Origin of the sequence: Hujiaoplasma nucleasis, from assembly GCF_013745115.1 — a bacterium.
Lineage (GTDB): Bacteria > Bacillota_I > Bacilli_A > Izemoplasmatales > Hujiaoplasmataceae > Hujiaoplasma > Hujiaoplasma nucleasis.
Map to the genome: position 1 here is coordinate 1,584,354 of NZ_CP051151.1, position 12,316 is coordinate 1,596,669.

The following is a 12,316-nucleotide window of genomic DNA, read 5'->3' on the forward strand; positions in this document are numbered from 1 at the left end:
TTGTATAATTATAAAAAAACATGTTTAATCACAGATCAAGATATTCATTTATTTTATAATGAAGAAAAGAATAAAATTATGTCCAGCATTAATGAAGTGAAATCAGAAAATCTTTATATATTTCCCTTTATTAAATATGCTTGGATGCCTGTTTTACTGATAATTGTTAGCCTTAGTCTTATTTTGTTTATCAAACCAATTACAGGAGATGATGATAGGCAGATTTTTAAAAATAATTTTCATTTGGTGAGTCAAAAATTATCAGATATAGTTGATCATGCTAGTATCAATGATTTAAGTAAGCACAGAACAAATCAGATGAAAGAATTATCTTATTCCAAATTTATAGATAGACAATCCCTCTTAGATGCATATCTTAAAGGTGAAACAAATATTGTATATGATGACTATTTAGAGCAACTTTTAACAACCAAGGACTTTATAGAAGACATTGAAGATATTGTTTTGAATTCATCGAATTGGCAGTTAGATGAGGACATTATCCCTGATGAAAATATAGATGTATCCTTTAGGTTCCTTTTGTCTAGTGATGACTATATTGTGATCAAAAAGAGGAGTGGCCAAGAATATTCAACAATAAAACTTGGTATAGAAAGTAATCAACTTATTTATTATGATATCCATTATAGTTACGATTTTTCTTCGGATTTCATTAATAATGAAGCATCACTAAATTTTAATTATTTTCATTTTATTGAAGATGATCAAGCTGTATATATTAATAGTCTAACTGATCTATTTACATTAAGATATACATCAATTATTGATGGATCTCAATTCACAATTAGTCGGGGTAATCAGGTTGTTGAAGGACTAGAATCCTCAGATGGCTATAGCTTTTACTCATATGACTCAGAGGCTTTGGTCACACGATACTTTCAAGTCGTGGATGAAGTTATTGTATCTGAAACCTTTGATGTTTATAGTAACCATGGTTTGTTATACCGGTATGAGGACCTAGATTATTCTAGTGACTTAACTTACTTATATGTTAATATAGTGCCGGCTCTAGGTTGGGACTACTTGTGCATTGAAGACACAGATGATCAGTTAGAAGGTGTATATTTAGAAGATGGGTCTCCTTTATTTACGGGTCATATCTATTATACATATACACCAAAATATGGATATGCTGCTTTTAAACAAACCATTGAAAAAAATGATTTCTCTGATGACCATTTTAAATTAACTGAGTATGGAATGAATTTATCAGAAGAAAAGGCAAGCATTGAGTATTTAGATTCAATTAGGATATCAAACTTTGAACAAGCGAAAGAAGATTTCTTTGTCGAGGGAATAGATTTCTTTACAGAGGATTTAAAATCAGAATTATACAATTATATCGACAAAGATCTATTGATTGAATTTAATGCTGAAAGCAATTCTGGGGAGGATATTGTTACTGGAGATGTTGAGGCTTTTGAAAATGAAATATTTGATTTTGAACAAGCTTTTTCATTAAAAGGGCATTTGGTTATGGAAAGTGATGTAACAATTGCTGTTTATGACGGCGACCACCTTATCCAAAGTCAAGTGAACAGTCAACATACTAAATACGATATATTAGATATGTATTTAGAAAGAAGAACATTTAGTGGTCAATTGTTTGGGACGCAAGAAATCATCATGGCTTATGAGGGACAATTAGTTTCATTTACAAATGATGATGGACCTGTTACTGATTTTGAAATTGTGAGTCAGTCAGCGAGTCCTCAAATTTTTATGGAATATTTAATGACCGAATATCCTGAATTGGATTTATTAGATGGGGTGAACCATATTGAGTCTCAAGGACAGGGTGTTTATAAAGTGACCTTAAATGATGATTTTTTTGGAGACGAGATCAATATGGATTTGGTTTTCAATCAAATGGGCATTGATGGGTTCTCAGAGGCAATGATTGAAGCCATCTATACCTTTAATCAAAATCATCAATCATATGATGTTGTACTTACAATCACTGGGCTGAAAACAATTGAAGGCGCCTATGATGTGACATATATAGAAACAACCAATGTTTCTATTGAATCTTTTATAAAAAAGAATCCTTTAGAATCACTTATCTTTTTTAGGTTACCGCAAACAAGGGATGGTATTATATTTGATTCAAATATCAATCAATTAAATGTCTATTATATTAATGAGGGTGAATCATGGATGAGGTTGTATTTAGAAGAGGGTGTCTATTCCTCGAGTATTTATGGAAGTTCTAATAGCAACTTATCTTATGTCTTAATTGATGAGAATGGACAAATAATTGATGATAGTAACTATCGATTTGAAATTGGTGCGTCTGGTTATTATTACTATAAGTTCAACTCTTCTGTTAAACAGCGAATAGATACAAGGATTAGTGAAAACCCTTATCCTAAGAACCAAGATATCACAATGGATCAAAGTAATGATCTCATTGAATTGTATAGTCAATTAGAGACGGATACTTATAACTTGTTTACCAATATAGATGATAAAGAGAGGGTATTGCGTTTAACATTAAATCCTATAAATCAAGATTTTTTAGTCATCAACGAATTAGATGCTTTGGGAGATTACATCAACGATTATTTTTTCGAAAATTATGTAAATGTTGTTTATATTTTAATCCCTGAGAATACTAGAGTTGATTTTGAGATTTCAGGTATGTATCAAGGTCAATTTTCTTTTGCTTATGACTACCTATATCCTCCAGTATCTGAAGAATCGGATGTAAGATATGAAGTTGATAATCTTGATGATTTTCCTCATGCTATCATGAACGAATATGTGACAAAGGTGAGGTATGATTTTAGTATTGAAGAAGAAGGTTATTATAAGTTAGATAAAAATATGATTACTTTTGGACTTTATCTAGATTTAAAAATGGCCCTTTATGATTCCGAGGGTACAAGACTTAGAATTTCGGACCATGCCATATATGAAACATTGCAAGCAGGTAACTATTATATAGAGTTTTATTTTATAGAAGCAGATAGTGGCTTATTAATATTAATGCCCACTGTGAATCGATAGGAGGTAGTAGTAATGCGTTTATTAAGTAAAATGATAATGTTTAGTCTTGTTTTTCTACTTTTGTTTACAGCTCTTGCATGTCAAGAAGTGTTAGAGACAAGTCAAGAGATAACGAATCTCGAAGAAACGACAAGTAACGAAACAACAACTGAACAAATAACAACTGAACAAATAACAACTGAACAAATAACAACACCTATCCCCTCAACAACCACAGAAATGGTGACTGAGAGCATTTCATATGAGATAGAAAACGACCTAACAACATCATTGGGAATTTATCGATTTGACGGTAATTTTGTGAATCCAGAGTATCATCCCTTTATAGGTAATTTAACTTTTACTTTAGAAATCAATGATGAGAATTATCGTAATTCAACGTATTTTGTTGTCGTAAGAGAGTTGAACTCACCAAATTATGATTTTTTACAAGCTTTTACTATTGACGAAAGTCAAGTATCTAGGTTTCATTCCATCGATTATACACCTGGAAAAGAAGTAATTGTTGCTAAAATAGATGGAACGGTTTATAACGATCATGTTTATCTTGAACCTGTCGCATCTTTGCTTGTTGAAGATTTGATGGCTGATTCAAGAAATACTTTATCTGGATACAACATGATTGGAAATTCTTTAAGAGATATAGAAGTGGATGAAACGCCATATTTAGAGATTACCCTAACAGCTATCGACCCAGAAAGAATCATTTCTTCAATAAAAGCAATGGTATATTATCCAGAATATGGTTTAGTGCTTGACACAAAAGATTTTGAAATCAGCGAAGAAATGTATTTGGATGATGGACTCTCAATAGAAAACATTATCTTTGATAATCTTCCACCTGACAAGACATTCACAATCATTTATTTTATGACTGGAAATGATGGTGTAGATGACTTTGAAGACGTTTTAGTAACTTCGAAGAGAATGACGACATCAAAGTATGCACTTGGTTCAGGTATCACAAATAGCTATCCAGGTTTTTGGGGTGTCATTCATAATCTTGAACTCAATGAAACATATACTAGGATTAATATACATTATGTTAATGATCAAGTTTTATCAATCGATGATGAATACTTAACATCCAGTTTAAATGTATATGATGAGACTGGTCATTTAGTTAAAAATTATCCATTAGTTGGTCATATGTCTTATATAGATATAGATAATGAATATTTGGATGATTATTATAGTTTAAGAATCGAATGTGATCAAGTAGATGATCTCTTAGCTGTATATCATATCAGATATGGTTTTGATGGTTTAGATTTTATAAATGCAACTTATGCAGAGCAAAATTTACGAGTGAGTTACCAAGGAACATGGGTTGAGGTATTATCTATATATATTAAAATTACTCAGGTTGGTGGTGAATCAAATATCATAGAAGTCACTCTCAAGGACTTAGATGAAGGTTACACTGATATATATTATCCTGAAGGACCTGATGGATATTTTAGTCAATATGACGCTTATATAGAGATCACTTTTATAGGTTTTAAAGGTGAAGAAGTTCATGTGACTGGATATTCAAAACGATAGTATTGCTAAAGTTTTCTTTTATAGAGCCTGTAAGTTCTAATAATCTTTACTGATATATTTTCTTTACAGGCTCTTTTTCATTATTCTGTTATGGTATAATTAACATGGTTCAATAAAAAAATTACATCTAGCCATATCATAAATAATTGCAACTAATGAAATGCACATTGTAACAAAGCTAGTCATAATATAGGGAGTTAACTATGGATAAACATCTTTTATTTACTGAAACAAAGCGATTAACTATAAGGAATTTCACGATGGATGATATTTTGGATTATTATGAATATCTATCCGATCCTGAGGTGTTACGGTTTGAACCCTATAAAGCTCAAACGATGGACCAAATGGAAAATATTATTTTAGAAGATATTAATTCTAATAACAAACTTGCTGTAGAGTTAAAATCTTCCAAGAAGATGATTGGAAATATATATTTTGGTGATATAGACTCAGAGACAAAAGTGTTAGGATATGTATTTAACAAAAAGTATTGGAATCAAGGCTATGCAAAAGAAGCAACAAAATCAATCATTGACTTGTCATTTAAATATTCAATACAAAGAATTGAAGCAAGATGTGACCCATTGAATATACCTTCTTGGAAGCTCTTAGAAAGTCTTGGTTTTACACGGCTTTCTCATTTAAAGAAGAATACATATTTTTGGAAAGATAAAGATGGTAATCCAATTTGGAAAGATACATATATTTATTCACTTAATAAAGATGAACATATCAAATAAGCGAAGCTAAAACCAATTCATGGTCTCTATTTTATGTTATTTTATTTGAGGGAATGATGATTTCTAAATAGTGACTTCCTTACATATTTTATGGATATTTAATCACTTATAAGTGAAAATTATATTGTGATTCATATCATAATTAATTGGATCTATTATATATTTTAATATTAGGAGAATTTTATGTTTAATTTAAGTCTAACAATTACTTTAGGCTATTTGTTTTACTCATTAGTCATCTTAATACATGTTTTGATAATGACAAAGAAAGTATCATATTTAAAAGTAAATGGTGGAAGAAGTAAATCATTTGCTGATCAATATAAATTATCAGTATCAAGTACTATTATTGCCTTACTTGGATTACTGTATATTCTACTTACTCAATTAAACCATGCAATGATATCACATTGGTTGTATATTAGTATCACCGCTTTATTAACTCTGTTGTGGATTTTTGGTCTCATTATGCAGTTGCTTGGAACAAAATTTGAAAAAACCGTCATGATTTGGATAAATTTACTTGGTGTCTTGGTCCATTTGAACTTGTTATTGTTAGGCATATAAAATTAGAATCATAACGAATTATTATAACTAAAATCATAAGAAAATATAAATTTGTAGATATACAATTTAACATACTTATCGTGAAATCTTAATGCATATAATGGAGGAAAATATATGAAATATTATGGTTCATGCCTTTGTGGCGAAATTACATTTGAAATAGAAGGAGATTTTGACAATTTTTATTTATGTCATTGTGAGAAGTGCAGGAAAGATTCTGGTTCAGCTCATGCGGCAAACTTGTTTTCTTCAAGCGCTAAACTAAAATGGTTATCTGGAGAAGAAAAGCCCAAAACCTATAACCATCGCTTAGAAGGTCATATAAAAAGTTTTTGCCCTAATTGTGGATCAGCTCTACCTAACATACAAATGAACGGAAAATTACTTGTTGTTCCAGCTGGAAGTTTAGATAGCGATGTATATTTAAAACCTCAAGGGCATATATTTTTCGCTAGCAAAGCAAATTGGGATAGTGATCTTGAAAAAGTAGATAAATATGATGTGCTTCCAAAGGAGTGAATTATAAGTTTTTTTAATTATTAAATAAATCATTATTCAAAGATAAGCTTGACATAGTAACACAGTAATGAAAAAAGATACTAGCACCTCTCTCATTCTTATGAGTGTAAATGCTAGTATCTTTTCTTATAATATATCCTATTTATATTTCTTATTAATGAGTTCAACCAACTCACTCTTTGTGATACCTATTGATTTACAGCGCTTTATAATATCATCAACATCATCTTCAATAACAACATCCTTTTTTATTGATAGTTTTGAAGGCTTAATATCTTGTACATACGCACCTTTTCCAGCAATTGTATAAATGAAATTATCATTTTCTAACATTTCCCATGTTTTCTTAATGGTAATTATACTTACTCTTAGCTCTTTCGCAGCTGTTCTAATGGATGGTAGTTTGGTATCCTTTACTAAATCTTGATTAATAATTTGTGAAGCAATTTGATCATACAACTGTTGATAAATTGGTTTGCTTGATTGAAAGTTTATTCTCAGAGCTTTCATTATTGTATCTTTTCGTAATTTTTAATAGATAAGAGTGTTGCGAATATAGATAAAATGATACCACCAAAAAATCCAAGAGCAAATAGAGAGTATTGAGTATATAAATTCACTGAGTTTAAAACTTTTGATATAGAAGGTATGGCAGCTGCTGCATATTCAAACAAACCAGCAAATATTAATGTAACTATCACACCATATATAGTTGGTTTTCCCCATCGGTAAGCAGTTTTGAAATATAATGGGAAAACTATTATGTTAAAAATCCCAAAGATCATGAAAACAATACCAAAGTAAATAGGGTTAATTTGTAGGAAAAAATTATATTGTCCATATATAAGATTATGAATGATACCGAAAATTAAGGCAAAGATAATATGAATTCCTTGAATTATGTAAATTGATACTGTTTTTGCAACAACTATATTGGCTTTTGTTACAGGTAGTAGTGAAAGAAATGGATAATCTAATTGAGCACTATATGATGAAAAAATATTTGGTATGGAAATCCAAAAGAAGTACATTGGAACGAGGGTAAAAATCCAGTTTGGAATAAAAAATAGTAAACCGAGTAATAGAGGTAAGAGGTAAAAGAATTTTCCAATAGTGAGTGTGAGTTCTTTAAAAAGTAAATTTTTCATTATTCATTTCCTCTCTTTTCTGAAAAATAAATTATGACATCATCAATTTTTGGTCTTGCATATTCTATATTTGGGTTATTAATGATATCTTCTTTTCTAATTAAGCCATTAACACCAAATGCATTTTCTTTGTACGAAATAACATTTTCTTTAATTTTGTATAAATAGTCTCTTGATGTATTAAAGAGTTGATATTTTTTTAACAAATCTTCTTTACTACAACTTTCGATTATTCTTCCTTCTTGAATAAAAGTAATATAATCCGCGCATTTATCAAGATCACTTGTTATATGGGTAGAATATAAAATACTTATTTCCCCATCTTCAACTAATTCTTGGAATAACTCGAGTAGATTATCTCTTGCGACTGGATCCATACCGCTCGTTGGTTCATCTAAAATCAATAGTTTAGCATGATGTGAAAGAGCAAGTGATAAGGCAAATTTCATTTTCATTCCTTTAGATAACTCGTCGATTCTTTTGTTTTCATTCAAATTAAAATCATTGAGGAATTTATTGTAAATGGTTTCATCCCAATTATCAAAGAATCGTTTGTATACTTTAGTGATTTCTGATATTTTTTTCTTTGGGTAGAAATATTCGCCTGATACATAGCCTATTTCACGTTTTATATCAAGCTCTTCTAAATCCATATCCTTTCCGAGTATTTTTACATTTCCTCCATTTTTAGAAATAATATTGAGCATTGCTTTTATTGTTGTTGTTTTACCTGCTCCATTTTCTCCAACGAACCCCATGATGTAACCTTGTGGTATTTCGAACGATACATCTTTCAGTGAAAATCCTTCATAGGATTTATTTAGTGATTTAATTTCTAGTGCATTCATTGATAAGCACATCCTTCCGTGTATATTGATTATACACAGTATACACAGTTAATTATATTTTGTCAAGAGTTTTATCTTCTTAAGAACATGGATAATGATATAACTCTTATTGGAGTAATTATGTTTGATTAATGAAGATAAAATCATAAACAAAAATGTTATATTGAATTATTTTTATCTGTGAAATATATATATGGAATTAAATTTCTTTAAACTATTTTAAAAATGTACTATATAAGTATATAATTAAATAAAGGAGATATTCTATGTCAATTGAACTTATATTAATTAACATCTATTTATTTGTCTCTTTAATAGCGATTATTTATATGATTGGATATGCTATTCCAAAAAAACAATCACCACTGATAAGACAAATTGGACTCCTTACATTTTTAACCTTTATATATGTATTGGGATATTTAATTGAACTTAATGCATTATCCTTAGAAGTAAAACGTTTCTGGAATGGTGTTCAATACTTAGTGATTCCCATTATTCCACCAGTATGGCTTTTAATAGCAATGAACTTTATAGGATTGAAAATAAAAAAGATTTATAAAATCTTCATTTTTTTAATTCCTATGATGACTTATGTTATGAGATTCACAAATCAGTTTCATCAGCTATTTTATGCTAGTACATATTTAGAAAATACACAAATTGGTATATTAATGTCAATAGAATATGGTCTTTTCTACTATTTTCAAGTTGTGTATATTTTATTTTGTTTTGTATTCGCAAATATTTTATACTTATTAAAATACAACAAAGTAGATACCAATCAGAAGAAAAGAATCAAAAGAATTTCATTATCTTCACTTGCACCTTGGCTTGGAGTTTTTTTAAATATTATATTTGCAAAAAATTATCCTTTAGATTACTCAGTCATTCTATTTCCTATTGCAATATTATTAATCATTTTTAGTTTGAAAGATGAACACCGTATATCAATTTCACCTTTTGCTAGAAATTTAATGTTTATGTCTTCAAGTGAAGGAGTCATTGTTGTTAATCGTGAAAGAATGATAATTGATTTCAATGATAAAGCCAAAGAAATATTTGTAAATATAAATGAGTTATATCTTAGTGATATTAGATTATTAAAAAAGTTGCTACCCGCTTTTCCTTCAGAAATGAAAATGAATCATAGAGAATTGATGAAAGTATCAAACTGTACTTATCAAGTGTATCTAAGAGGCGTTTTTGGCAAGGAGAATGAAATACTGGGATACGTTTATAGTTTCTCAGATATCACAGAAAATATTAACCTTATTGAACAGTTAAAATCTAATGAAGAAAGAATCAAAGAGTTGATTTATTTGGATGTTCTTACCGGGGTTCATAATCGTAATTATTTAGATTATTATATTAAAGAAAATAAATATTTACAATGTTCATACATTTTAATGATTGATATGAATGAGTTAAAATATACGAACGATCATTTTGGTCATCAAAAAGGCGATGAAATCATCATTTCATTAGTTAATTTAATTATGAAAAAGTTGAATAACAAAGATGAATTAATCCGTTTGAGTGGTGATGAGTTTTTAATCTTTACATATATTCATAGTGAAGAAAAACTCAAAACTTGGATTCAAAGCTTAAAAGCAGAAGCTTTATCAATTCAATATCTTTCTTTTGCTATTGGATATGCAAAAATAGAAGAAGGTTTAGATTTTTCAATGATGTATAAAATAGCAGAGGATAGGATGTATCAAAATAAAATTGAAATGAAAAAAAGCAAAGAGATAATTTAATAATAATATTTGTTAATAGATTATTTGTAATAATATATTTTTAATATGATTGAAGAACAATTTATGTTTTTTTTATTAATCTATTTTGATCAAATACATAATGAAAGAAAGGTTGTGTAAAATTGAAATATTTAAAAATGAATAATGACTTATCTATTCCTGTTTTAGGTACAGGAACAAATACTTTTGGTAAAGAAAATAATATTTTCTCCGGTAAAATTACTTATGATACATTAGAACTTCTTTCTGCAATCAAACTTGGTTATAGATTAATAGATACAGCTATTATGTATCGTAATGAAGCAGTCATTGGAAAAGCGGTTAAAGAATCTGGAATTGATAGAAGTGAGTTTTTCATTACTTCAAAAATACCGGCTGATAAAGAATATACTGATACTGATGAAAACGTAGAAAAGTATATATATAGATCTCTTAAAGAATTAGATATGAATTATATTGATTTATACTTAATTCATTTTCCTCTAGAATCAAATGAAGAAAATTTGCGTGTATGGCGTGTATTGGAGGAGTTTGTAAAAAAAGGATTAATTAAGTCAATAGGTGTATCAAATTTTAATGAAAATCAATTAGCCTATTTAATAAAGCATTCTCATATCAAACCCGTTCTTAATCAATTTCAATCTTATCCAGGAAAGCACCAGCAATCATTGATTGATTTTTGTAAAGAAAATAACGTTATTCCTGAAGCATACCAATCATTGACTAAAATTGATGATAAAACTAAAGACATCTTAATTGAAATTGCTAAAGTATATAATAAAACATGGAGTCAGGTCGTCTTAAATTATCAAATCAATGAAGGTTTAGTTGTGATTCCCAAATCTCATAATAAAGACCATCAGTTTGAAAATATAGATGTTTTCAATTTCGAGTTAAGTGAAAAGGATATAGAAATCATTAAAAAAATAGGTTCCTAATTTTTTAGGAACTTTTAATTTAAGTTTACATAATTAAATTTCGCATGTAGTTCACCGGAATTTTCTTTAAGTTTGATTAATCATATGAAATAATATATGAGAAGGAGAGGCTAATGATTACTTATAAAATTGATAAAGAAACATATACTTTAAATCATGAAGATGCCATCTACTTTTATTCTTATGACGATGATACCTTTTGTCGAATGTCTGATAAGACCGTTCAAGTAAATAATAGATTGTATGAAATAGAAGATGAACTTATGAATCATGGTTTTATAAGAATATCAAAGTGGAATGTTGTAAATTTTAATTTAATTCATAGTGCTTTTAGGATATTTAATTCTAGAATGTCAATTAAAATGATTAATGGCGATAAGCTTTATGTGAATCGTACCTACATTAAGAAGTTTATCCTTTATTTAAAAGAAAAGGGTGAAATCAATGGTTAAAATAATATTTTATATTTTCGTATCCATATTTATTGCTATAATTCTTGGTTTATTTTTTTTGATTCTTCAAAACCTATGGCTTAATTACCTAATAAAAAGAAAACAAAGAAGTAAAACCATAAGAGTATACAATAATTTTATCTTAAAGAACGTAATTATTCTTGTTCTAGTCTGCTTACTTACATTAACATTTATTATCCATAGGAGTTTTATCTATACCACCTTATATATTCCTGGTTCATTTAACGGGGATTGTATAGACCTTGGGGATGATACTTACACTGATGAAAGTCAATTAGAGTTTTTTAATTATATGGCTATTATAAAGGCTAATGATCAAGTAGATAACATTTTGTTTGATATTTTAGATGAAGGTGATTTCCCTATTCCTTATGAAACAGATATTTATACCTACCAAGAAATTTATAGGAGTAGAGGAGAACATAAAGCTGAATATTTATACGATAAGAATTATTTAAGGTTCATGAATAAATACTTGAATGATAGTTGTGATCTTGTTCTTAATTTGCATAAAGAAAAAATTTATTTTATTCTTGGACGCTATGTAGAAGAAGAGATAGAATTTGATTCTTATGAGAATAGTATATATATTTTTAAGGCAGTTGAACTGGATTCATATGATATTAGTAAACCTATAAATGAGCAAGATCAATCCATGATAGATTTATTAGAAACTCTAGGATATTTCACTGATACTAAAGATGAGTAAATTTAAGTACCAAAAATAAAGACCATTTGATTT

The 12,316-nt window shown here is 28.6% G+C and carries 12 protein-coding genes; 9 read left to right on the plus strand and 3 right to left on the minus strand.

The window, feature by feature from the left end:
* The 5 genes from HF295_RS07630 (at nucleotide 1) to HF295_RS07650 (ending at nucleotide 6,404) form a co-directional block, all read left to right on the plus strand.
* On the plus strand, nucleotides 1-3,030 hold the full coding sequence (locus tag HF295_RS07630; RefSeq protein WP_312031578.1) for a hypothetical protein: 3,030 nt from the start codon (nucleotides 1-3) through the stop codon (nucleotides 3,028-3,030).
* Nucleotides 3,031-3,042: 12 nt separating this feature from the next.
* Entirely contained in the window at nucleotides 3,043-4,575 is a 1,533-nt protein-coding gene (locus HF295_RS07635; protein ID WP_312031579.1) for a hypothetical protein, read from the plus strand.
* A 203-nt stretch (nucleotides 4,576-4,778) separates the two neighbouring features.
* Complete coding sequence (locus tag HF295_RS07640; protein WP_312031580.1) at nucleotides 4,779-5,318, plus strand: GNAT family N-acetyltransferase; 540 nt, start codon at nucleotides 4,779-4,781, stop codon at nucleotides 5,316-5,318.
* A 183-nt stretch (nucleotides 5,319-5,501) separates the two neighbouring features.
* On the plus strand, nucleotides 5,502-5,885 hold the full coding sequence (locus HF295_RS07645) for a hypothetical protein (RefSeq protein ID WP_312031581.1): 384 nt from the start codon (nucleotides 5,502-5,504) through the stop codon (nucleotides 5,883-5,885).
* Between the two features lie 114 nt (nucleotides 5,886-5,999).
* Nucleotides 6,000-6,404 (plus strand): GFA family protein, encoded by a 405-nt coding sequence (locus tag HF295_RS07650; protein ID WP_312031582.1) that lies wholly within the window; start codon nucleotides 6,000-6,002, stop codon nucleotides 6,402-6,404.
* 138 nt (nucleotides 6,405-6,542) lie between these two features.
* Here HF295_RS07650 and HF295_RS07655 read toward each other — a convergent pair whose 3' ends face one another.
* The 3 genes from HF295_RS07655 to HF295_RS07665 are packed head-to-tail and all read right to left on the minus strand — an operon-like array spanning nucleotide 6,543 to nucleotide 8,400.
* A complete protein-coding gene (locus tag HF295_RS07655; protein ID WP_312031583.1) occupies nucleotides 6,543-6,914 on the minus strand; it encodes a GntR family transcriptional regulator in 372 nt (123 codons plus the stop codon).
* Nucleotides 6,914-7,552 carry an ABC-2 transporter permease gene (locus HF295_RS07660; protein ID WP_312031584.1) on the minus strand — a complete coding sequence of 213 codons (639 nt, stop codon included), beginning with the start codon at nucleotides 7,550-7,552 and terminating at the stop codon, nucleotides 6,914-6,916. Before HF295_RS07660 ends, HF295_RS07655 begins: the two co-directional genes overlap by 1 nt.
* The gene (locus HF295_RS07665) at nucleotides 7,552-8,400 is read right to left on the minus strand and encodes an ABC transporter ATP-binding protein (protein ID WP_312031585.1); all 849 of its coding nucleotides are present in this window, start codon (nucleotides 8,398-8,400) and stop codon (nucleotides 7,552-7,554) included. Before HF295_RS07665 ends, HF295_RS07660 begins: the two co-directional genes overlap by 1 nt.
* Before the next feature lie 266 nt (nucleotides 8,401-8,666).
* On the opposite strand from HF295_RS07665, the gene HF295_RS07670 reads away from it, so the two are divergent.
* The 4 genes from HF295_RS07670 (at nucleotide 8,667) to HF295_RS07685 (ending at nucleotide 12,283) form a co-directional block, all read left to right on the plus strand.
* Nucleotides 8,667-10,163, plus strand: coding sequence for a histidine kinase N-terminal 7TM domain-containing diguanylate cyclase (locus tag HF295_RS07670; RefSeq protein ID WP_312031586.1), 1,497 nt, complete (start codon nucleotides 8,667-8,669; stop codon nucleotides 10,161-10,163).
* Between the two features lie 122 nt (nucleotides 10,164-10,285).
* Nucleotides 10,286-11,101, plus strand: coding sequence for an aldo/keto reductase family protein (locus HF295_RS07675; RefSeq protein ID WP_312031587.1), 816 nt, complete (start codon nucleotides 10,286-10,288; stop codon nucleotides 11,099-11,101).
* A 113-nt stretch (nucleotides 11,102-11,214) separates the two neighbouring features.
* A complete protein-coding gene (locus tag HF295_RS07680; RefSeq protein WP_312031588.1) occupies nucleotides 11,215-11,553 on the plus strand; it encodes a LytTR family DNA-binding domain-containing protein in 339 nt (112 codons plus the stop codon).
* Nucleotides 11,546-12,283 carry a hypothetical protein gene (locus HF295_RS07685; protein ID WP_312031589.1) on the plus strand — a complete coding sequence of 246 codons (738 nt, stop codon included), beginning with the start codon at nucleotides 11,546-11,548 and terminating at the stop codon, nucleotides 12,281-12,283. The genes HF295_RS07680 and HF295_RS07685 overlap by 8 nt, the downstream gene beginning before the upstream one ends.
* Nucleotides 12,284-12,316 lie beyond the last annotated feature (33 nt).

Bases quoted from the DNA above. Each gene is read 5' to 3' on its own strand.
- HF295_RS07635 (WP_312031579.1), top strand. From the start codon at position 3,043: ATGCGTTTATTAAGTAAAATGATAATGTTTAGTCTTGTTTTTCTACTT.
- HF295_RS07640 (WP_312031580.1), top strand. From the start codon at position 4,779: ATGGATAAACATCTTTTATTTACTGAAACAAAGCGATTAACTATAAGG.
- HF295_RS07645 (WP_312031581.1), top strand. From the start codon at position 5,502: ATGTTTAATTTAAGTCTAACAATTACTTTAGGCTATTTGTTTTACTCA.
- HF295_RS07650 (WP_312031582.1), top strand. From the start codon at position 6,000: ATGAAATATTATGGTTCATGCCTTTGTGGCGAAATTACATTTGAAATA.
- HF295_RS07655 (WP_312031583.1), bottom strand. From the start codon at position 6,914: ATGAAAGCTCTGAGAATAAACTTTCAATCAAGCAAACCAATTTATCAA.
- HF295_RS07660 (WP_312031584.1), bottom strand. From the start codon at position 7,552: ATGAAAAATTTACTTTTTAAAGAACTCACACTCACTATTGGAAAATTC.
- HF295_RS07665 (WP_312031585.1), bottom strand. From the start codon at position 8,400: ATGAATGCACTAGAAATTAAATCACTAAATAAATCCTATGAAGGATTT.
- HF295_RS07670 (WP_312031586.1), top strand. From the start codon at position 8,667: ATGTCAATTGAACTTATATTAATTAACATCTATTTATTTGTCTCTTTA.
- HF295_RS07680 (WP_312031588.1), top strand. From the start codon at position 11,215: ATGATTACTTATAAAATTGATAAAGAAACATATACTTTAAATCATGAA.
- HF295_RS07685 (WP_312031589.1), top strand. From the start codon at position 11,546: ATGGTTAAAATAATATTTTATATTTTCGTATCCATATTTATTGCTATA.